The 21,049-nt window shown below is 44.5% G+C and carries 18 protein-coding genes and 1 pseudogene; 14 read left to right on the top strand and 5 right to left on the bottom strand.

What is annotated here, in order from left to right; translation table 11 throughout:
* Window positions 1-271: 271 nt before the first annotated feature.
* The 8 genes from KDK15_RS05705 (at window position 272) to KDK15_RS05670 (ending at window position 7,842) form a co-directional block, all read left to right on the top strand.
* Window positions 272-742 carry a GNAT family N-acetyltransferase gene (locus KDK15_RS05705; protein WP_257294401.1) on the top strand — a complete coding sequence of 157 codons (471 nt, stop codon included), beginning with the start codon at window positions 272-274 and terminating at the stop codon, window positions 740-742.
* A 17-nt stretch (window positions 743-759) separates the two neighbouring features.
* A complete protein-coding gene (locus tag KDK15_RS05700) occupies window positions 760-1,482 on the top strand; it encodes a hypothetical protein (protein WP_257294400.1) in 723 nt (240 codons plus the stop codon).
* Window positions 1,483-1,623: 141 nt separating this feature from the next.
* Entirely contained in the window at window positions 1,624-2,754 is a 1,131-nt protein-coding gene (locus KDK15_RS05695; protein ID WP_257294399.1) for a glycosyltransferase, read from the top strand.
* 222 nt (window positions 2,755-2,976) lie between these two features.
* The gene (locus KDK15_RS05690) at window positions 2,977-3,390 is read left to right on the top strand and encodes a hypothetical protein (protein ID WP_257294398.1); all 414 of its coding nucleotides are present in this window, start codon (window positions 2,977-2,979) and stop codon (window positions 3,388-3,390) included.
* 1 nt (window position 3,391) lies between these two features.
* Window positions 3,392-4,885 carry a GNVR domain-containing protein gene (locus KDK15_RS05685; protein WP_257294397.1) on the top strand — a complete coding sequence of 498 codons (1,494 nt, stop codon included), beginning with the start codon at window positions 3,392-3,394 and terminating at the stop codon, window positions 4,883-4,885.
* Entirely contained in the window at window positions 4,882-5,976 is a 1,095-nt protein-coding gene (locus tag KDK15_RS05680) for a glycosyltransferase (protein WP_257294396.1), read from the top strand. Before KDK15_RS05685 ends, KDK15_RS05680 begins: the two co-directional genes overlap by 4 nt.
* A complete protein-coding gene (locus KDK15_RS05675) occupies window positions 5,973-7,169 on the top strand; it encodes a glycosyltransferase family 2 protein (RefSeq protein ID WP_257294395.1) in 1,197 nt (398 codons plus the stop codon). Before KDK15_RS05680 ends, KDK15_RS05675 begins: the two co-directional genes overlap by 4 nt.
* 31 nt (window positions 7,170-7,200) lie before the next feature.
* Window positions 7,201-7,842, top strand: coding sequence for a sugar transferase (locus tag KDK15_RS05670; RefSeq protein WP_257294394.1), 642 nt, complete (start codon window positions 7,201-7,203; stop codon window positions 7,840-7,842).
* An 8-nt stretch (window positions 7,843-7,850) separates the two neighbouring features.
* On the opposite strand, the gene yvcK is transcribed toward KDK15_RS05670, so the two are convergent.
* A complete protein-coding gene (yvcK, locus tag KDK15_RS05665; RefSeq protein WP_257294393.1) occupies window positions 7,851-8,768 on the bottom strand; it encodes a uridine diphosphate-N-acetylglucosamine-binding protein YvcK in 918 nt (305 codons plus the stop codon).
* Window positions 8,769-8,876: 108 nt separating this feature from the next.
* Entirely contained in the window at window positions 8,877-11,081 is a 2,205-nt protein-coding gene (gene sctC / locus KDK15_RS05660) for a type III secretion system outer membrane ring subunit SctC (RefSeq protein WP_257294392.1), read from the bottom strand.
* Between the two features lie 235 nt (window positions 11,082-11,316).
* Between sctC and KDK15_RS05655 the strand changes: the two genes are divergently transcribed.
* From KDK15_RS05655 to KDK15_RS05640, 4 genes are read left to right on the top strand one after another with little or no spacing between them, the layout of a single operon-like run.
* Window positions 11,317-11,715, top strand: coding sequence for a hypothetical protein (locus KDK15_RS05655; RefSeq protein ID WP_257294391.1), 399 nt, complete (start codon window positions 11,317-11,319; stop codon window positions 11,713-11,715).
* A 12-nt stretch (window positions 11,716-11,727) separates the two neighbouring features.
* A complete protein-coding gene (locus KDK15_RS05650) occupies window positions 11,728-12,021 on the top strand; it encodes a hypothetical protein (protein WP_257294390.1) in 294 nt (97 codons plus the stop codon).
* A 43-nt stretch (window positions 12,022-12,064) separates the two neighbouring features.
* Window positions 12,065-14,146 carry a type III secretion system export apparatus subunit SctV gene (sctV, locus tag KDK15_RS05645; protein WP_257294389.1) on the top strand — a complete coding sequence of 694 codons (2,082 nt, stop codon included), beginning with the start codon at window positions 12,065-12,067 and terminating at the stop codon, window positions 14,144-14,146.
* 7 nt (window positions 14,147-14,153) lie between these two features.
* Window positions 14,154-14,345: a hypothetical protein gene (locus KDK15_RS05640; protein WP_257294388.1), complete on the top strand. Its 192-nt coding sequence runs from the start codon at window positions 14,154-14,156 to the stop codon at window positions 14,343-14,345.
* Between the two features lie 116 nt (window positions 14,346-14,461).
* Here KDK15_RS05640 and KDK15_RS05635 read toward each other — a convergent pair whose 3' ends face one another.
* Both KDK15_RS05635 and KDK15_RS05630 read right to left on the bottom strand, forming a co-directional pair.
* Window positions 14,462-16,375, bottom strand: a complete 1,914-nt coding sequence (locus KDK15_RS05635) for a serpin family protein (protein ID WP_257294387.1) — start codon at window positions 16,373-16,375, stop codon at window positions 14,462-14,464.
* Complete coding sequence (locus KDK15_RS05630) at window positions 16,372-18,114, bottom strand: serpin family protein (RefSeq protein ID WP_257294386.1); 1,743 nt, start codon at window positions 18,112-18,114, stop codon at window positions 16,372-16,374. Before KDK15_RS05630 ends, KDK15_RS05635 begins: the two co-directional genes overlap by 4 nt.
* A 1,405-nt stretch (window positions 18,115-19,519) precedes the next feature.
* Between KDK15_RS05630 and KDK15_RS05625 the strand changes: the two genes are divergently transcribed.
* Window positions 19,520-20,035 (top strand): GNAT family N-acetyltransferase, encoded by a 516-nt coding sequence (locus tag KDK15_RS05625; RefSeq protein WP_257294385.1) that lies wholly within the window; start codon window positions 19,520-19,522, stop codon window positions 20,033-20,035.
* A gap of 209 nt (window positions 20,036-20,244) precedes the next feature.
* Window positions 20,245-20,490: pseudogene (locus KDK15_RS05620) on the top strand (transposase); the annotation flags it as partial.
* A gap of 137 nt (window positions 20,491-20,627) precedes the next feature.
* On the opposite strand, the gene KDK15_RS05615 reads toward KDK15_RS05620, so the two are convergent.
* Entirely contained in the window at window positions 20,628-20,888 is a 261-nt protein-coding gene (locus KDK15_RS05615; protein ID WP_257294384.1) for a hypothetical protein, read from the bottom strand.
* Window positions 20,889-21,049 lie beyond the last annotated feature (161 nt).

Here is a 21,049-nt window from a genome sequence, read left to right as displayed (position 1 = left end):
TCACTCTGCGGCGTTACAACTCCGGTCACATAGCTACGGCTATGCTCCCTTCGTTATGCCTTGCATAGCAACTGACCACTTAGCCAGAAAATACAATTCCATTTGGCCAACTACTTAATCTTATTGGCTAGAAATACATGATTTCATTTGGTTAACTGACTAATAATTTTAAATCATGACACAACATGTTAATTTCAATATTTGCTAATAGTTCTGTAACAGAGAACTGCTATCATTACTTATTATTTGCTGACTAAAAAGGATTTATCAGTTGAAGAACTACATATTCAAACAGGTCAGGCAGCAATCAATTAACCCAAACCATCATTATCAATTTATAATCATTGACGGTTTTTTTAAGGCTTTGTGCCACTCTTTACCTTTGATTCAATACTTTGGCTTCACCGGCTTTATTAAACAACTTATAAAGGCCATTATGCCAAATCGAATTTTTTATTTTCTTTTGAATTCTGGTCAACTTTCAGCCTGCGGCTGTCTTAATGTTGGTTTTTGCCGTTATTATCAGGTAAATTCTTCTGACGTCGTTATTGGTTCTATCTGGACAAAGCCTGAATTAAGAGGGCAAGGTCTTGCAACCATCGGTATTCTCACAGCCATGAACCACATGATATCCAGGGGATTTTATACTTTTTACATTGATACTCAGGAAAACAATCAGGCCATGCTTAAATCCATTGAAAAACTAGGATTCGGTTCTGCTTGTGGAAGTTTCAACAGCTAAAGGCTTAAGTGATAAATATGGATATTAAAAATCTTCTGGCTGATGCCAGGCTCGCTCTATCGCTACCAAAACTGAAAATCCTCCTTGACCTGAAAAAAACATCAGAAAACCATGTATTTTATGCTGATGTCGTTCGGGATTTTTATCAAATGGCAACTCACCGTCATCCCCGCTTCCCATTGATTCGTAATTTGCAATATGGTGTAGCTCTGATGCCACTACCAGAGAACCACGACCATTACCTGAAAAACATTGAAAGCTCAGCCCGCAGAAATATAAAAAAGGCCCAGCGAAAAGGTTATACATTCTCTCGAATTGATTACAACAGCTACCTTAATGCCATTGGCAATATTCACCGTTCGGCACCTGTAAGACAGGGTGCTATGCCCAGCGAACTACTTGATAATGAACCTACACCAATTAACAACCCCGAGACATTAACCAGTACTCATGACTACCCTTATTTTGGCATATTCAAAGAAGACAAACTGGTCGCCTATGCCGGTTGCCTGGTGGCTGGTGAGATGATTCTACTTTCGACCTTTTTTGGCCATGATGATTACAAATCTGATGGCATCGTGCCTCTGTTAATTTCCGAAATTGCCAAGTACACCTATGAACACTACCCTTTGGCAAAATACTATGTCTACGATGCTTATTTCGGTGGTAGCGCCAGTTTGCGACGATTCAAAAAGAAATTTGGCTTCACCCCATACAAGGTGAGCTGGTTGCTTGACTGAGCCTACATCAGCTTAGCAGCATTATTATCGAAGATGATGTATGGCTGGCAGCGTTGTTACCAGAGATGCGCCTTCCGGTGCTTGCTGGGAGGAGTCCGGCCAAGGTCATCAAATCACTGAATTTGCCATCGGAGAGTAACAATGGCTGATCTCATTGTATTTGGAGAAGACTGGGGAGGCTTACCTTCCAGTACCCAGCACCTGATCAGTCATTTAATGACAAGACATCGGGTAATCTGGGTAAACTCCATAGGCATGAGGTCGCCGCAGCTTTCGTTCAGGGATATAAAAAGAGTCTGGCAAAAAATGATGGCCATTTTTAAACATACTGGCAAGTCTGCGCAAATGCCCTCAAAGCAAATACCCCCTGTTATCATTAACGCCAAAGTTCTTCCTTTTCACAGATTCAAACGGGTTCGTCGACTTAACAAACGACTTTTACTGAAAGACATTAACAGGGCACTAGAACAGGAAGGATTTGATAAGGTTATTCTCTGGCTCTCACTGCCAACTGCCGTCGATATGGTTGGTAGCTTGAATGAGCAGGCTTCCATCTACTATTGTGGTGATGACTTTGAAGGCCTTGATGGTGTGGACCATAAAATGGTCAAACCATTAGAACAGGAGCTGGCTGAAAAGGTTGACCTGATTCTTGTAGTCAGCAAAACACTGGCCAGGAAGTTTACTCATCCTAACACTATAATCCTTCCTCACGGAGTTGATTACCCGCTGTTTTCATCACCGGCAGCCAGACCTCATGATCTTCCGGATAATGGCCCCATTGCCGGTTTCTACGGCAGTATTTCTGCCTGGCTGGAGACGGACATGCTGGCCCAATCCGCCACAGCCCTGCCCAGCTGGCAATTTGTTTTTATTGGTGATATTAAAACCGATGTCTCATCCCTTAAGGCTTTGCCAAATGTACACTTTCTGGGAGCCAGGCCCCATAATCAACTACCCTCCTACATTCAGCACTGGAATGTAGCTATGCTGCCCTTTCGCAACAACAAACAGATAGCGGCCTGTAATCCCTTGAAGTTGAGGGAATATCTTGCATCGGGTACACCCGTCGCTGCCACTTCTTTTCCTGCGGCAAGAGAATATGAGAATCTCCTGGCAATTCAGTCACCTAAAGAGCCATTTTCCAGAGTCATTTTGAGAGCTAATAGACTGATAGAAGAGAAAGACAAGAGACAGAACAGGGTCTCAACCGAATCATGGCAACACAGAGCCACTCAGTTAGAAGCACTGATCAACCACTTATCACGTTAAAAACACACTGCTCATTTAATTAATTTCCTCTTTCAACAGAAGCTACAATTAATAGTAATGAAGCATAAATATCTGTGTTTATTGCTAAAAAGTGTCATAGAAGCTGATAACAGGGAAGTCACCGTGATTAAGCGATATGGATCCCGCATCTTTGCCGTACTGATATTTTTCAGTATGTCATTCCTTTACGGATGCAAGTCACAACTTAATTTTCAGGCCCTGATGGAAAAGGAGCAAGCAAGATCAACACAGCAAATTGCGGATGCCATCGCTCGAATAAATGAAGCAGAGAATGCATTACCTATTTCAAAAAATATGTATCGTCGTCAATTATCTATCAATTTCAGCCAACAGGAATTAGAGGTTAATAATCAGCATAAACAAGTCATTGGTCTATTTTTTAATTCATTACCCAAGAGCCAGCAACTCAACATCATTATTTCTGTAGCTCCTTCTTCTGCCGGACAGCCCTTCAAAACACTGAATGACTCTTGGGCAAGGCTACAGAGTCTGAAAAATATACTGGAGCAATACAGCGAAAAAATAGAGCTGGTTTACCAACCTGAACTGGATCTTGATTCAGCGACCATTCATGCGGTGGGAAACGATATTTCCGGAGGTAAAGGTGTCCAGTGAAATGCTGAGGAACCTCTTTCGACTTCTCAGCGCAGCCTGGCGACGTCGCTACACTATTTGTGTGCCCATACTCATCATGCCGGTGATTGGTTTTATGGCCAGCTTTATGGCCCCAAAATATTATGAAGCACACACCACCATACTTCTTCAGAATACCACTGAGCTAAACCCGATTCTGGAAGACTTCACCATATCCACAAACTTGGAAGAACGGCAATTAGCGCTGCAAATACTCCTTAAGAGCCGCAAGGTATTAAAGGGTGTAGCTAAAGCCGTTGGGTTTATCGACTATAAATCGTCTGAGGAGCAAATAGATGAAGCCATTGATGAGCTATCAAGTGCATTATCTATCGTCTTCGGCGGTGAACTGGTCAAAATCTATTATCGAAGTCAGAACAAAACCGATATTAAAGAGCTGCTGACCAAAGTTACTCAACACTTCCTTACTCTGGTTCAGGCACCACAAAAATCGTGGCAGGTTGCCTCAACCCAGTTTCTCAAGGATCAGGTAGATAGTCGACATAAGGAGCTTTCTGACGCTGAGTTGAAACTATCTGAATACAAGGCAAGGTTCGCATTGGAACTTCCGGAACTCCATAAAGCGAATGTAACCAGACTGGCAGAACTCCGCCAGTTGTTAATGGAAAAAGAGACAGAACTGGTCGGTGCCAAAGCGGCAATGGAAGAGTTCAATGGTAACCTGGCTCAAACCAACCCCGTTATCGGTAAACTTGAAGAGCGAATTATTAACACCCGCACCACACTGAGTATGCTTCGCTCCCGTTATACAGAGAAGCACAGCAAAGTTCAGACTCTGGTAAGAGAGCTCGATAGACTGCAAGCTGAACGCCAGCGAATGATTGCTGAAAGCAGTCAGTTAAAAACGGAAGATGTTCAACGTCTCTGGAACCTGGCGTCATCAACACCCTCTGTTTCAATGGATAACCCTCAGGGAGGTCAGACCACCATTCTGGCCTCTCAGCTTCAGGCGGTTCAGGAAGCTAAAGCCAAAGTGAACAGCCTGCAAAATGAAGTAAAAAACATCAAAGATCAAACCGACCAGCTCCAGAATAAAGTACAGCAGTTTGCTGAAGTAGAACGGACTCTCGTTGAACTGCAACGTGACTTTACTATAAAACAAAAACTTTATGATGATTTTCTTAACCGTTATGTCATGGCAAAAGTGGCGGAAGACCTTAGCGGTTATCAGGAGTCAGAACAGGTTAAAATCATCGACGAACCCTTCACACCCAGCAGTCCTAATGCGCTTCCGGCTTCATTATTTATTGTTGCAGGCGTCTTTGCCGGTCTGGGTATCGGTACAGGTCTGGCAGCAATTTCAGAAATATCTGATAGCACCTTACGACTTCAGGATAGTATTGAACGCATTGCGGGTATCCCCGTTCTGGCCAGGATACCGTCCATGCCCACAGCGCCACCCCTGGTTTACGACCCGGAAAAAGACTGGTTCGATGAGGGGGAGGTATCATCATGACAACACCTCTCGTTGTAGCACAGATAGTCCAGCACCTTGCCCCGGGCGGTATCGAGACAATGGCTTTAGACATACAGCGAAAAGCCAGAAACCCGGAACATGTTCATATTATCAGTCTCGAGGGAACACCGTCTGAAGCGATTGAGCATTGGCCAAGACTTCAGGACATGGAAAGGGTTCACTTTCTGACCAAACCTCCCGGATTGAGTCTCACGACGGTTACCAAGCTCGCACGACTGTTACGACAACTTAATGTTGATGTGGTTCATACCCACCATGTAGGTCCCCTTATCTATGGTGGAATCGCCGCCAAACTGGCCAGATGTAGCCATGTACATACTGAGCACGATGCCTGGCATCTTAACCAGCAAAAACGACGCTGGCTGGTAGCGGCCTGCTTCCACCTGCTCAAACCTGCCGTTGCCGCAGATGCAGAACTGGTTGCAGCCAGCATTCGACAACATATTCCACTCTTTACACCATCCGTGGTTCTTAATGGAATTGATACGGATAAATTCCAACCAGCAGACCAAACAGCGGCCAGAAATAAACTGAACCTACCCCTGGATGCGGCCATTATTGGTTGTGCAGCACGTTTTACCGAGGTTAAAAGCCATCATCTTTTGATTCATGCTTTTTCCAGATTATCCGACAATGCACACCTTGCGCTTGCCGGTGGCGGAGAACTGGAGCATGAACTCAGAAATCTAACCAGACAGCTTAACATAGAGCAACGGGTACACTTTCTGGGTGTCATTGATGATATGCCCGGCTTCTACCACGCTATTGATATTTTCTGTCTCGCCTCAAAAAAGGAAGGTCTCCCACTCTCGCCGCTGGAAGCTCAGGCTTGCCAGAGAGTTGTTGTCATCACCGATGTCGGTGGCTGTCGTGAAGCGGTTGATCCACAGAGCGGTATCCTAATCAAGGCTGAAAGTACACAGGCATTGGAAACCGCTCTCAAAACACAGCTCTGTTCAGGCATCAATAAAGAAAAACAGGAGTCGGCACGCAATTTCGTGGTTAACCATTGCAACCTTGAGAGAATGATCAGTCAATACGATGACCTGTATTGCGGGAGGCCAATATGATCGAATGGCTGGCCTTAATTATCTTCTGCATGGCAGGCATGGTGATTGTATATCACCATATTGGTTATCCCGTCGCTCTGAAATTGCTGACACAGGGACTGGAAAACACACTACCCAACTTTTATCAACGGCACCATCAAATCACGCCTCTTGATCATATGCTGCCAAGCATCAGTCTGATCATGCCCGCCTATAATGAAGCTGGCACTATTCAGGAAAAAATCAGAAACCTTGCTGCCCTTGATTACCCGGACTATAAACTGAAAGTGATTCTGGTTTGCGATGGCTGTACAGATGGTACTGCCCAGCTGGCAAAAGAGACACTGACCGAGCCTGAGTGCAACCATTTGAACCTGGCGGTAGTAGAAAAGTCTGAAAACGGCGGGAAAGTCGCTGTTTTGAATGAGGCCATCAGCCTCTCCCGTTGCAGTGTGGTTGCCCTATCCGATGTGTCATCACTGTTATCGAACGATAGTCTGTTAATCGTTGCGGCTCACTTAAGCAATGAAAACACTGGGGTAATTTGCGGTAGCTACCACTTTTTAAAATCTCTCAGTGTTGGCGAACAGGCCTACTGGCAGTATCAGCGAAGCATAAAAACAAGAGAGAGCACCCTGGGTGCAACCTTGGGCGTGCATGGTGCATTTTATGCCTTTCGCCGTGAACTGTTTGACCTGATCCCCGCAGACACGATCAATGATGATTTCACCCTTCCTGTACAAATAACCATGAAGGGCTACCGATGTCTTTATGACCCGAGAATAATTGCCATGGAACTCGAACAGGCATGCAATGAAATGGACTTTCAGCGAAGAAAGCGAATTGCTGCCGGCAATATTCAACAGGCCATTCGTCACGCTGGCTTATTGCATCCAAAGTTTGGAAAGATAGCCTTCAACTTTTTTTCCGGTAAATTTCTGCGCCCATTCATGCCACTATTCCTGTTTATGGTACTGGCATCTTCAGCATTACTGTCTCTGTCATACCCTGTTTTTCAGATTATTCTGGCCATTCAACTGGGCATTTACGGCATCACTGTCTTTTATATCTTCCGTCGCTCACAACCAGATCATAAGAAATTGAGAGTACTTTTTTACCTGGTATCCGGACACCTGGCCATGGCTATCGGCTTAATTAACTATCTTTCAGGCCAAACCAAAGGCCAATGGAAAAGAGTAACTACTGAAACATAAGGATTTAAACACGTACTTAAGGAGTGTACCCATGAAAGAATCAACCTACGTCCATCCCCTCGCCTCAATGTGCAAACGATTAATGGATATTTTTATCGCCCTGGCCGGGCTGGCAATCACCCTGCCACTGTTTCCCTTTATCGCACTGGCCATTCGTCTTGATAGCCCCGGACCCATTATTTATCAGCAGATGCGTATTGGCTACCAGAAGGAAAACTATATTCGTTTATTCATGATGAAAAAATTCAGAACCATGCGGAATGATGCTGAGTCAGGAACAGGCCCCGTTTGGGCTAAGAAAAATGACCCGAGAATTACCAAAGTTGGTAACTTCCTTAGAAAAACTCGTCTTGATGAACTGCCACAACTCTGGAATGTCCTGGTTGGTGATATGGCCATTGTTGGTCCAAGACCCGAACGGCCCGGAATGTACAATAAACTGGAAACGAACATTCCATTTTACAGTGAACGAACGTTTGATGTAGTTCCCGGCATTACCGGTCTTGCCCAGGTAAACATGGGTTATGACGAAACATTGAATGATGTGAGAAATAAAGTTGCCTATGACCATGCCTACGCCCTGGCTCTTAGCAGCCCATGGGAATGGCTGAAAATGGATATTTACGTCATGATCAAAACCATTTTCGTTATGGTAACCGGCAGGGGGCAGTAGAGCGGCAATCAGCTCTCATGCTGAAACAAAACACCGGCAATCTCATCCAGGCCTTGCCTTAAGGCCTCCCGGCTATGCACGCCTGGCTGGAAAGTATCCACCAATGGAATTGTCTGTATATCACAATGAAGGTTTTCAGGTTGCTCGTTCTCAGCAGGCCACAATAGCACGTCTGGATATACGCCCGTCATTTCACTCATCCATGACAGTTTATCGCTGATGGACATTTTTCCGACAGCTGACACTTCCTGATTAATATTACCTACAAATACTTTCAAGGCGTTGCTGTTACCAATACTTTCTGCAACCTCTGGCATCAAGATCGCCGGTAAGATGCTGGTCATGAAACTACCCGGCCCTAAAATAATCATATCTGACTCTTTGATCCTGGCTACTGCTTCATCTGTCGGTTGTATCGCAGGCAGAATCATCAACTTCTCCGGGCATTTCTCCAGAGCATCAATGGTAGTTTCACCAACCACTTCCTGTCCATCCACGATAGCGCCGAGACGAGCAGGCTCTTCCGACATTGGGATCAACTCTGCACTAACCTGTAACATCTGGCGAATCAGGTTTATGGCATCCAATGGGCGAACACACATTTGATCCATTGCCAGTAAAATCAGGTTACCCAGGTTATGCCCACTGATATCACCGCTATTTTTAAAGCGATACTCAAACAGAATCCGTGCAAGGTTTGGGGTATCCGAACACAGCTGGTTTAAGCAATTCCTGAGATCTCCCCAGGCAATACAGCCACTGCCATCCCTGAGTCGACCCGTTGACCCACCATCATCCGTAGTCGCAACTACTCCTGACAGGCGCCCACCGAGAAACCCCAGGCTCGCCATGACCCGACCAAGGCCATGCCCACCACCAATAGCAACAATCCGGCGACACTGATAGAGCGTTTTTACAGAATACATGGCAAGTTCTTGTATGAGTATAAAATACGGTATATCGTGCCTTTCACCAGGAGATCATCGTCTAAAGCCTGCTCAGCCTCATACTAAAATGATCTCCCTTAACTGATATCAGGTTTGTGTTGAACCAATGATGCGTGGTGTTATCAGGAATAAACGTACCTGCTTGATCTTTGACTTTGACTCTGCACGGAACAAATGGCCTAGAACCGGAATATCACCCAGCAATGGAACTTTGGTAAGCTTTTCTTCATCCTGTTCTTTATAGAAGCCACCAATTAACAGGCTCTCCTGCTCACTGATGATAGCCTGGGTATTAATTGAGCTGTTAGTCACTGCCGGTAGTTTATTGCCGACGTCTTCTGTGCCCTGGCTTCCTGTACCATCCTGAATATTAACGCTCATATGAATACGTCGGCCCTGCTCTTCACGAACAATTCTTGGAGTGACCTGTACAACAGTACCTGATGTTACCGGGAATAGTTCAGAGTCTTCATTGCTGGCCACTGAAACATAGAATGTACTGCTATTATCAAGAATGGCTTCTATGTTATCGAGAGTCAGGATAGATGGCCTTGAAACAATTTTGACCCTCCCTTCATCGGCAAGCAGCTTTAAGTTCGCATTAAATGACCCAAGAGTACTGGAGACAATGGTTGTATAGTTTGGTGACGGGGCATCATTTGGATAGGGCTCAAAAGTCAGCTTGGTTTTCCTTGAGCTATCGGTATTATCCCAGTCGACTCCCAGAGCTTTCAGATCCTGTGTGTTGATATCAATAATTGAAACACTGATCTCTATCTGAGAAGTCGGTTTATCAAGAGAAGCGACCAGCTCTTCATACATTGGCATCTTGGATTCAAGATCATGCACGATGATCGCATTCAGTCGTGGATCAGCATTGATATACACTTCATCGGCTACCGCACCGGCATTCAACTGCTCCCCTGCGGATGACTCTGAGCCATCTTTCGGAGCGGGCTCACCGGATTTACTGACACTCTCTGCCGGAGTCACGGATGGGTTAGGCACTCCCTGCCTGGTAACTTGAGCTACACCGCCACCTTTAATAATTCTCGTCAGAATCGTGGCCACTCCCGGAACTGTCAGTTGCTGACCTCTGAAACTAAATGACTTATCGGTTGCCCAGGCATATTTCAGCGGAAAGGTGCGAACCGTCAGTTTACTCTTCTGACGTTCCCCTTCTTTCGCATCAAGCAGCAGTGCTGTCTGAGAAACCAGCTCAATATAACGGGGAGGCCCGGAAATAAAGACAAGACCTTCTTTCGGCTGTTCCTTCCAGAAAAAACGACCATCCCAGATACCAATCTTTTTCAGGGTTTTCTTCAGCTGCTTTATTGGTAAATAGTTTAAGCTGATAATCTGCTGGCTGGAGGAGCTGCCATCATAAACAAACAGGGTATGCCCATCAAAATACCAGATAAAACCATAGATATTGGCCAGATGATCCAGGAAATCAACAGGGGTCATAGGACCAATCTTGCCATTAACCTCCCCAACCACCGTTTCCGCTATGATGGATGGCATATAATAGCTACCCGCAAAATTCTGCAAAACTTCCTTCAAGCTGTCGCCATTGCCAAAATACGCATACGGACGCACACCAAACGCTGCCAGGGCAGGTGATTCATCATCACCAATGGTACCTTCAAAATCATCAATCGCATCCTGGATGGCATCCTCTGCAGAAATAACCATACCATTTCCGGATGGTGTATTGGGTCGCATCATATAGAGGTTGGTTGAAGATTGATTTACCTGTTGACGGTCGTCTTTCTGGGCAAAGTTATAATCAAAATCAGATGTTGCTGCATAATGAGCTTGACTACCATACTGGGAGATACCAGCCTCTTTACCGGACAGTTGCCCATCATTGATAAGTGGCATTAGCCGTGCTCTTTCGGCATCAACAGATGAGCCATCTAGCCTGGGAAACGCCCTGGCATCCAGTGGTCTCCCCCGGGCAACAGAATCCCCGGCTGAATTGGGAAATACTCTGGCGTCCAGAGCCCTCCCCTGCTCAGCTGAATGAAGGCCAGGCTGTTCCGGCACGATGTCGGATGGAAAATAGATAATCTGTCCCACCCGTAATGCCTCAGTAGTATTCAGTTTGTTATAGCGGGCAAGCTCATTTACCTCAAACCCGTAACTGCCGGCAATCACTTCCAGAGTCTCATTGGGACGCACTAAATGTTTTCTGGTTTGTGGCTCTTCAGATGACCAGTTCGCCAGCGCCTGAAAGGTAATCGCCAGTAAAAGGGACAGGATTATCAGGGTATTTCTTATAAAGCCCATCAGACGCGTGCCTCCATGCTCATGTCTGCTCCAGCTTATTCAACAGCCCTTAATGAATAGATGCCTTGTAAAGTCGGGAGTGTCAATAAACGTTCGTTACACACCAGTTTATCGGAAAACAAACTGGATTCACCAGTATTTCGTCAAAAAAATAATTAACATGAGAAAAATCCATTAATCACTTTGTAGACCCGCCGATAGAACGAAAGGATTAAATTATCAGGCGGGCTTTATCATGGCAGCACCAGTTTCTTTCGGTAACGGCATTTCAGGTATTTCACGGATCGACAGCGCTTTAGTGCACTCAGACTTTCCTAAATCAAAATCAAATTTCAAACCTTCCGGTGACAAGGTTATTGATTACACCTGGAAGGCACTGGAAATGAGCCGTAATTTTGAGAACCGTGAACTTGAGTTTGCCACCAACATTTCCGGTCATAATATCTATTCAAGCCCGGAGGAGCATTACCGCTTCACACAGGATGCCATCGACTCTCTTTCCGCCTTTTTAAAGCAAACATCTGAAAACAGCAGCAATGCCAAAATAATGAAAGAAGCACTGTCAGTAATAGAGAGAGCCAAAGCAGACAGTGAATATTTAATGATGTGTCGTAATGTATTGATTGCCAGCTAAAGGATTAGTTGAATGGATAAGTCATTAAAAACCTGGATGCTGTCACAGGCGTCCTATTATCTTGAATACCTGCAGCCCAGAAAATCCATTGCTCTATTAGAAGCACTGATGTCAATAGACAAGAAAAACCCCGATATTTATCGCATGCTCAGCTATGCCTACTTACAGGCAGAACGACCTGAAGAATCCATTCGCGCAGCCGATAATTTCCTAAAATACGCAAGGCCTGGTAGTGATATTCGGGCTATTAAATGGATCAAGGGGCGAGCCCTGCTCAAGAAGAAAAAAGCGGCAATGAGCCGCTGATCTTCAAGACCATAGCCAGCCCCATAGCAGCGGCGCACCTCTCATGGCACAACTGTTACCCGGGCTGAATTTTGGCGGCAGAAATGATCTGGTACTGGCAGGCCTGTTGGTATCCATCATCGGGCTTATTATTCTGCCCATGCCAACCCCCCTGGTGGACTTCCTTATTGCATTGAACATGGGGATTTCCACCATACTTCTGATGACATCCATCTACCTGAAGTCGCCCCTGGAATTCTCATCTTTTCCGGGGGTGTTGCTCATAACGACCCTTTTCCGTCTGGCTCTGTCCATTACCACCACCCGTCTGATCCTTCTTCAGGCAGATGCCGGTGAGATTGTATATACCTTCGGTAACTTTGTGGTAGGGGGTAATCTGGTCGTTGGTGTCGTTATCTTCCTTATCATCACCATTGTGCAATTCCTGGTCATCACCAAGGGTTCTGAACGTGTAGCAGAAGTCAGCGCCCGTTTCTCTCTGGATGGTATGCCCGGCAAGCAGATGAGTATCGATGCTGACCTTCGGGCCGGAGCCATCGAAATGGAAGAAGCTCAGCGTCGTCGTGAGCTGGTTACCAAAGAAAGCCAGCTGTTTGGTTCGATGGATGGAGCCATGAAGTTCGTAAAAGGTGATGCCATTGCCGGTTTGATCATCATCTTTGTCAACATTACCGCTGGTGTCGCTATTGGTACCGGTAATGGTATGAGTGGCGGTGAAGCTCTCCAGCTCTACGCCATCTTAACCGTAGGGGATGGACTTATCTCCCAGATACCGGCTCTGCTGATATCCATTACAGCCGGTATTATTGTCACCCGTGTATCCAATGAAGATGCCAAGGACCTTGGTAATGAGATAGGCACTCAGCTTACCGATAAACCAAAGGCCCTTATGGTTGGTGGAGCCCTGTTACTTGGCTTTGCCCTGATCCCCGGCTTCCCGACACTGACTTTCATGGCTCTTGCTGCAGCCATTGGCGGCGGAGGCTACTTTCTGATGAGGAAAGTGGAAAAAGCCCGGACAGCTGAGGAAGATGGCGGTATTCCTGCCATGGCCGCGGCAACAGAGACACCCAGTGAGGCCAAATCCAGGTTGGACCAGCAGGAAGAGTTCACCCAAACTCTGCCCTTGATTATTGATGTCCCTACCTCTGTACAGAAAAACCTGAACACATCCTCCCTGAATGAGGAGCTGCTTAAAGTGCGGAAATCACTGTACATGGATCTCGGCGTTCCTTTTCCCGGTATACACCTGCGGTTTAATGACGCCATGGATGAGAATACCTACAGCATACTGCTGCAGGAAGTTCCCGTTGCATCGGGCTATTTCAAACCAGGCTCTCTGTTTGTGAGAGAGAGTAATGAGCATCTGGACATGCTGAAGATTCCTTATGAAGTTGGCGATCCGTTTCTGCCCAGCCTCGACTCTCTCTGGGTCACTGAAAGCCAGCAGGACAAACTTGAGCGCAACAATGTCAACTTTATGGACTCCTCAAAAATCCTGACGTACCACCTGGCACATGTCCTGAAAAAATATGCTGAAGATTTTGTGGGCATTCAGGAAACACGCTACCTTCTGGAAAAAATGGAAAGCAGTTTTGGTGAACTGATCAAGGAAGTCCAGAGGCTGTTACCCGTTAACAAGATCACCGAGATATTCCAGCGTCTGGTATCCGAAGATATTTCGATCAGAAACCTCCGCTCCATTCTGCAATCCCTGGTTGTCTGGGGACACAAGGAGAAAGAGGTTGTTCAGTTAACCGAGTATGTCCGCTCATCATTAAAGCGCTACATCAGCTACAAATACTCTAACGGCAAAAATATGCTGCCAGTATACCTGCTTGACCAGGATGTCGAAGATACCATCCGCTCCGGTATCCGCCAGACGTCAGCAGGCAGCTACCTGGCGCTTGATCCATCGACCTCTGCCCAGTTTGTGGAAAACGTTAAGCACTCTGTTGGCAAAATAGGTCATCTTGAGCACAAGCCTGTCCTGATCACGTCAATGGATATACGCCGCTATGTCCGAAAACTTCTGGAGCTTGAAGTCTATGACCTGGCAGTGCTTTCACACCAGGAGTTAACGGAAGAGATTACCGTTCAACCACTGGGCCGTATTTCCCTGTAAGCAAGTAATGTTCAATCATGGTCTGTGGATTTTTCGTACCAACCAAAATCATCAACCCTTTGGTGGAGCGCCTTGCAGCGATGAAGAGCATGACACCGAACACACGGCGTTTGCTCATCCATATCTCAGACTGATTGAGCTTCAGGTGACGAAACAGGTGGACAGCAAGGACCTTCTTTCCATTGCCCATCCACACTGAAATCTTCCCGAATCCGGAGCCTGAAAAAGAGTGCGTAACATGAGTGAATAAGTCAGTGGTGAGGTAAAAAAACGCTTATAAACCTCCCACAACCAACGAGCTGTCGAACGGGTGAACTATTCCAGGGTTTTCGGACAGGCAAGGAATAGTTTCTTTACTAGAATATCTCTTGTCTCAAGCGTTACTTCTGCACTAATTCTAGGGTCGAAAGGCGAATTGGAAAAGTCTGAAGCACCTCCACAATATTTATGTTCTTCTCCAATAAATTCAGTTAATTCTCTGGTAATTTTTTTCGCTTCTTCCAGGCTGTCAACTACGATCTCAAGATCGCATTTGCCCCATTTGACTTTTTTGATAGGAATGTCGTTGAATTTTTCTTGTAAGGCCATTAATAATTGACTCTCTTTGACTTCTTTTGTCAGGTTGCCAAAAGACTGTAACTGCTCATTTTTTGGTGGTAAAAATGCAGTTTCTGGAGAATCGTTATTGTTTTTACTAGGCTGCTGAGGTGCTTCCGGGAAATTTACCACCAAATTTTGAGCCGTTACAAAAGACTGTGTGGATGAGGAGGGTATTTCTTTAACTGGGTTTTCATTTTCCTTTGCTACCCAATCCTTAATCATTTTAAACATCTTTGGTTTTAGCGCTTCGTATTTGTTGAGGCAAAAACCTTTATGTTCTCCCCCACACATCACGCAGTTACCAGGAGGAATCCTTACTTTCTTTCTTTTCTTTTGAGTATGAGTAACATTGTTGTTAGAGCTAGCACCATCAGTAATTCCTGATTCACCCGAAGTAATCAGATAATCACCGTTTTTAACCACTGCTTCAAGCACACGATTGCCTTCATCATCGACAATAAAAACCAGCCCGGGGCTATCAAAATCAAATTTAAAATGATCGCTGTCAAAACCCACGGTTCTGGTGCTTATTGCTGTTGTAGTAGCAACTGAACCACTGGCACCTTCCTCATTTATTTCGGCTATGATTGTTTGCCTTGTGCTGAGGGTATCAGGTGTCGGTCCGCCTAATTTCTTTAATTTGTCCGGCGTTATTTCTATGCCCCGGAAAGAACCAATCTGATCCAATAGCTCGCCGTTCGTACTGTTTATTTTCATTACTGGGAACGTCAGTTCAACTTTTCTGGGTGTGCTGCTAATTGCTGTATTAATCAGATGATCAATGTCCTCTTTATTAATTCTGCCAATGTCATCTGGTAAAGGTTGAAGCGTTGCTATCGCCAACAAGTAAAGCTCCTTCTCCCCCTGCTTGAATGGTTTAGCGATGGCACTAAACATCCGATTAGGATCAACAAAGAAACCTATCCGATCCGTTAAACTCATCATTTTGACGTCAATTGTGATCCCGTCTGCACACATAAATGGCCGAAACTTAGTATTATTCTCATCAAACTTATTAGCCCATTGTCCCCTGAATAACAGAACATTGTTTATGGTGGTGTCGATTGAATCCCGAAGGGGATGTTTCGCCAGCAATTCAGGAATTTCACCCCCGGTAGCGTAATTGACGTATTCATCCGTCACATCAGCTATGTTTTTATTTCCATAAGAGGTTAGCAGCTTTGCTTTATAGTGCTGAGTGAGCACGTTTACAAAATCCTCGTCGTGGCACGGATTATATTTGGATGCCATGAAGTTCAATGTAGAAACCATCTGGTTAGATCCGAATCCGAAAGGATGTTTGCGGCTGAAACGACCCAGTTCTTCATCGATCGCCATAGCAAGCTGAGGTGTTAGTTCACCTGGAGCTAAGCCGAGGATCCTTTCCTTATCGTGATTATCCATGGTTGCCAGCAACATGCCCAGTGACGCGGCCAGGCTCGTACTGGACAAAACAGTGCTAGTCTTGCCTGCAGGGTTTAATATTTCAAAAGCCAGATCATGCATACATGCGGTCACTATACTTTTAGCGCGATCCTGGTATTTTTGCAGGTTGCAGGTTGCTGTTTCAGTCAGTGCTGCATGAGGTGCAGGTTGTACTGTTTGGGAAAAGCTGGTTGCGTTGATCATTTTGATACTCCTAATGCTGCTAATCCTGAGTATATCCGGGTTAAAAACAATTTATTTAACAGGGTGAAAGTGAGCGGTGCTCTTACCACTGAGAAGATTTCAGAATTATTTTTTCCAGTAGGATCAAAATCTACAGCGCTAACATAACTACCTGAATCTCTTGCTCCGGTGAATTCAATTATTTTTTTGTTGAGTTCTTGAGCTTGATTAAAATCTTTGATCTTAATGTGCAGCGTTTGATTTTCGTGGTTGTACAAGATTCCCAAAATATTCAACTTGTTATCTTTATTCAGTATCATTTGTATTGATGCGAGTATTTCGTTCTGGCCCAAAGGTCCCGCAATACCCTGGAACAACGTAACAGAATTTTTTAAAGATTTAGCCCCGTTGCCTTCTTCCGCTGGTCTGAAAATTGAATCAGTACCCGCAGTATTCCCCTCAAGCTTTTGCACTGACCTATTGCTCAGGGGGTGGGGCTGAACTTTTGTACTTTCTGCAGGGACAAAATAACTTGTATCCTTGATTATCGATTCAAGAAACAGATGTTTGCCATTATCGTCCTCAATAACGATCGCAATATAGCCGGGGCAGTCAAAAGTGAATGGTTCCGATTTTTCAGGTTCAGGTGACTCGACTGTAAAACCGCGAGTTATCCTGTTAACGACTGTGGTTGAAACAACCTGGGCACCCTCTTTATCAATGGTGGCATGAATCTTCTGACGCATGTCCAGATCGTCGTGCTTTGTTCCACCTAATTTCGTTAACATGTCAGCAGTTATCTCAACACCACTGAACTTACCAATTTTGTTAAGTAATGATGTATCAGTACTCTCTATTTTTATTTTAGGCAGTTTCAAGGTGATTTTTTGCTCTTTCGCTTCCAGTGATTGGTCAATCAGTTGATGAAGCGTTTCAGTATCAAGATGATCAATGCCATTTGGTGAACTTTTAATAGGCGTTATTGCAACAAAATGAAGTTTTTCAGTGCCGTGTTGAAAAAACGGTATCGTGATCGCTGCAAAACCCTTTACCAGGGCGCATTTGAAATCCCTGGGTTCAGAAATCATCATTTCGACGGCAGTTTTACTGCCGTCTGCACACAGAAAGTCGGAGGATTCTTTACTATTAAAAGCATGAGTCCAGATCCCATTGAAGCACGAAACATTACCCATAGAGAGGTTGATATAATCCCGTTCCTCAGAGGTGAACAAACTGGATATGTGACCTTTGGTTTTAGACTTGACGAACTCTTCAGTCACATCAGCTACATTTTTATGTTCAATGGTTTCCAGTTGTTTCGTCTCGTAGCATTTGGACAAGATACCGGCAAGTTCACTATCGCGGCAATGATACTGGGAAGCAATGAAGTTCACAGTAAAAATCTTCGAGTTGTTTTCGCAGGCGTACTCTTGGCTGAATCGGCCCAGCTGGCTGTGGATTTCTTTCTCCAGTGCCGGTGTTAATTGAAAGCGTTGGTTTGTCATGCCCAGAATTTTTTCCTTCACATTAACATCATCAATGGCGGCTAACAGCATGCCCAGTGCCGAAGCCAGGCTTGCGGTGGATAGCGCAGTACTGCGTGTGCCAGCTGGATCTATTAGTGCAAAGGATAATTTACGAATACATTCCTGAACAATAGTTTTAGCGTAATCCCCGGGGTGATATTCAGTAGCAATGATGTCAACTCCCGAGAATAGATGTTGAGGGGTGGGATTAAAAACATTGCATGAGTCGATCATTTTAATAATCCTTGTTTCCAAATTTAATGCCTTGGACAGTTTTTATCTGTAATTCCGAGAGCTACAGTTTTACAGGTCACCTTAGGACAGACTGTCTAGTTAGACAGCCTCTTAAATTTAAGGTTCCGAAAAACTGACTTCAGTAGTACTAAGAGGCTATGTTGTTTAAAGGTTGAAAAGAAAATAGTACCAACAAACTGTGATATCTGATCTTTTAAGGCAGCATTATTAGACTGGTAGGCAGCTAAAATGGGGTTTATTTGACTTCACTCGTACTTTAGTCGATTACCAGGCAAGTAAAATTGAACCAATAAATCACTTTCAACCCTTAAGCACAATTAGAGCCAGTTAATCATTTGCTTTCATGTAAATCACTAACCGGTTTGTTGCTGATACTAACACCCCGATTTTGCAGGCAATAATTATCAACCTTCTGTTGATTAGGATGAATTGCTACGATTGTTCAGCCAGTGAGTCCAGGTCGACCGAAGTGCAAAACTCCTTAGCCCGAATATTTAATATTAATAGTAGAGTAAGGATATCTCGTTTCCGGGCTATGATCATTGTGATGTTATCGAAAGGCAGGAAAAACTAGTACGGCAGCGGCTGGAGTATGGAGCTGGCAGCATGGTTCTTTACAGTGCTGACAAACCTGAAGGTCTGGAAGATCAATCAAAAGCTGTGATTGAAAGGCTATTTTAAAGCTATCATTATTAATGACCGGAAGCCGCCAGAAGATTTAAGCCCCTGGCTTTCCTGGCAGATAGATGAAGACCGTCTCAATGAATTACGAATCCATGACCCACCTGTCTAAAGATAGAGCTCAACCCAGTCTGTAGTTCGTATTAAGAGGATAACCCTTTGCTGCTCGTTGGCGGGCGTTGTTGGGTTTAGCGATCAATTACTGTTATGAAAAAAATAACACTATAACCTATTGAATTTTAATCACTTTATAAAAAGCCCAACATATTGAAAAGATATCAGGGGGTTACGCTTTCAAAAAGTCCCAATATATTTGGAAGATTGATATTCATTCGATTGTTTTAATCTCTAAATAATCAGCAGGTTATGGATTTAGATTTGTTTTGATTAGGGCTTTTGATTTTTTTTGATATGAAATCATATTGATATCTTTAATAAGAAATAAGAATAATAAAATCAACCGGGTTTTGAAAGAAAAGTTATATTTGATATTATAATTCAACTTCAAAGATGTTTTGGGCTTTCATCTTGATTTCCCTTTTACAAAATCAAACCTGCTAAATGGATTAGATAAACTTAAACTTCAGCTTGGTTGGATAATCTTCGGCGTATTAAGTCATATCAATGGGTTATAGTTATATCAATAAAGCCCATGGTACTTTTGCCGATGTTTTACCTGATAGCTGACTATCAGGATAATGATATGCATATAGATTTGGGTAATGGTTACTGCCTCAGAAGGTTCCTTTATGGCGATGCGATCTCACTGGCCAAGCATGGTAACAACTCTAAGATAGCAAGAAACCTTCGGGATACTTTTCCACACCCCTATACCATAGAGCATGCCAGAGCCTGGGTTCAGCATGTAAAGGAACATGAGACCAGAACCCGCTTTGCTATTGACTGTGGTGGTGAAGCTATTGGTGAAATCGGGTTTGTCGTTCAGCTGGATGTTCATCGTTTTGGCGCAGAGATTGGCTTTTGGGTCTCGGAAGATCACTGGGGTAAAGGCATTATGACCGCAGCGCTCTCTTATGTCTGCCAGTATGCATTCGATGAGATGGGGCTGGTTCGAATTTTCGCTGATGTACAGGCCGGGAATGATGGCTCTCGCCGTGTACTGGAGAAGTGCGGCTTTGAGCTTGAAGGTGTGATGAAAAAGCATGTTTATAAAGAAGAGCAGTTTATTGACCAACTGGTCTTTGCATTAGTTCGTTAATTGTCCTTTTTCTCTGGTTCCCTTATTTACTAACATCACTTCTACCCCTTTCCGGGGGAGAAGTGATGTTGCAGCACACCGGGCTCTCAAGGTCAAAACTGGGCTGGTCAAACTGAATAACATGCCAGAACCTGATCGGCTCAGACTCTATGGTGAAGCAAACTATCAGGCCAAGAGCTGGAAAGGCTTGGACACCCGCATAATTTACCAGGCTGTCTGATCAGAGTTTTCTCGCTAACCACCTCAGGATGTTTTATGCCTGTGCAGCTTAGGTTCTGCACTACGAGTTAAGAACCAAAGGCCTGAAAGGCACGGAGCTCGAAAAAGCGCAACCATCCACATTAATAATGAAGTTGTGTAAAATAGCCATGAAAGTGGTTGAATATAAAGACAGGATCAAACTCCGCTTGCCTCATAGCGGTCCATTCAAGAAGCTTTTGCAGCATGTAACCGAAGTCTTTTATCAAAATAAGAAGGCCATTATTGGCGGCAAGGTACCCAACAGCGACGCCCTGGAGCCTATCTATAACCAGCTGCCGGAGGAAACGCAGCAGGCTATCAACCAAAGTATCGAGCTAAAGGCCGGCCAGCTTCAGCCCAACGAGAAGTTTTTCGAGTTGATATCAAACGGAGCGTAGTAATCGCCTGCCAGCGTTCTTTTCTGAAATTGTTTGATGGCTGCAATGGTTTTCTCTGGCGAGGCGGGAAAGTTATAAACCGCTTCTGAAATGTATGGATAAAAGATCTGATCACGCTGGCTGGTAATCATCATTTCCCATGCCTCATCAAGGATATTAATGAGTTCTGAATGATTCTTTTGTTTGAGTATTTGAAAGAGGATATCTTTATTCATTTAGCCTTAGCTCTCATAGTTAAATGGTTCTGGAATTACCATTCATATATAGCGTCAATTGCCGAAATGATGTAAGCGCTTATTTAAGGACGTCTTCAAAACCCAACATCTGTCTGCCACGCTAACCCCTGTTTCAAAAACAGGAGCGAGCCGTGAATCAA

This window comes from Endozoicomonas sp. YOMI1 (genome assembly GCF_024606345.1).
In the GTDB taxonomy this organism is placed as follows: Bacteria; Pseudomonadota; Gammaproteobacteria; order Pseudomonadales; family Endozoicomonadaceae; genus Endozoicomonas.
This window is presented reverse-complemented; position numbering and strand designations above follow the sequence as displayed.

Coding starts and splice junctions, on each gene's coding strand:
- KDK15_RS05655 (WP_257294391.1), top strand. CDS start 11,317: ATGGCAGCACCAGTTTCTTTCGGTAACGGCATTTCAGGTATTTCACGG.
- sctC (WP_257294392.1), bottom strand. CDS start 11,081: ATGGGCTTTATAAGAAATACCCTGATAATCCTGTCCCTTTTACTGGCG.
- KDK15_RS05685 (WP_257294397.1), top strand. CDS start 3,392: ATGCTGAGGAACCTCTTTCGACTTCTCAGCGCAGCCTGGCGACGTCGC.
- yvcK (WP_257294393.1), bottom strand. CDS start 8,768: ATGTATTCTGTAAAAACGCTCTATCAGTGTCGCCGGATTGTTGCTATT.
- sctV (WP_257294389.1), top strand. CDS start 12,065: ATGGCACAACTGTTACCCGGGCTGAATTTTGGCGGCAGAAATGATCTG.
- KDK15_RS05635 (WP_257294387.1), bottom strand. CDS start 16,375: ATGATCAACGCAACCAGCTTTTCCCAAACAGTACAACCTGCACCTCAT.
- KDK15_RS05695 (WP_257294399.1), top strand. CDS start 1,624: ATGGCTGATCTCATTGTATTTGGAGAAGACTGGGGAGGCTTACCTTCC.
- KDK15_RS05700 (WP_257294400.1), top strand. CDS start 760: ATGGATATTAAAAATCTTCTGGCTGATGCCAGGCTCGCTCTATCGCTA.
- KDK15_RS05670 (WP_257294394.1), top strand. CDS start 7,201: ATGAAAGAATCAACCTACGTCCATCCCCTCGCCTCAATGTGCAAACGA.
- KDK15_RS05615 (WP_257294384.1), bottom strand. CDS start 20,888: ATGAATAAAGATATCCTCTTTCAAATACTCAAACAAAAGAATCATTCA.
- KDK15_RS05680 (WP_257294396.1), top strand. CDS start 4,882: ATGACAACACCTCTCGTTGTAGCACAGATAGTCCAGCACCTTGCCCCG.
- KDK15_RS05690 (WP_257294398.1), top strand. CDS start 2,977: ATGGAAAAGGAGCAAGCAAGATCAACACAGCAAATTGCGGATGCCATC.
- KDK15_RS05625 (WP_257294385.1), top strand. CDS start 19,520: ATGCATATAGATTTGGGTAATGGTTACTGCCTCAGAAGGTTCCTTTAT.
- KDK15_RS05650 (WP_257294390.1), top strand. CDS start 11,728: ATGGATAAGTCATTAAAAACCTGGATGCTGTCACAGGCGTCCTATTAT.
- KDK15_RS05630 (WP_257294386.1), bottom strand. CDS start 18,114: ATGATCGACTCATGCAATGTTTTTAATCCCACCCCTCAACATCTATTC.
- KDK15_RS05675 (WP_257294395.1), top strand. CDS start 5,973: ATGATCGAATGGCTGGCCTTAATTATCTTCTGCATGGCAGGCATGGTG.
- KDK15_RS05640 (WP_257294388.1), top strand. CDS start 14,154: ATGTTCAATCATGGTCTGTGGATTTTTCGTACCAACCAAAATCATCAA.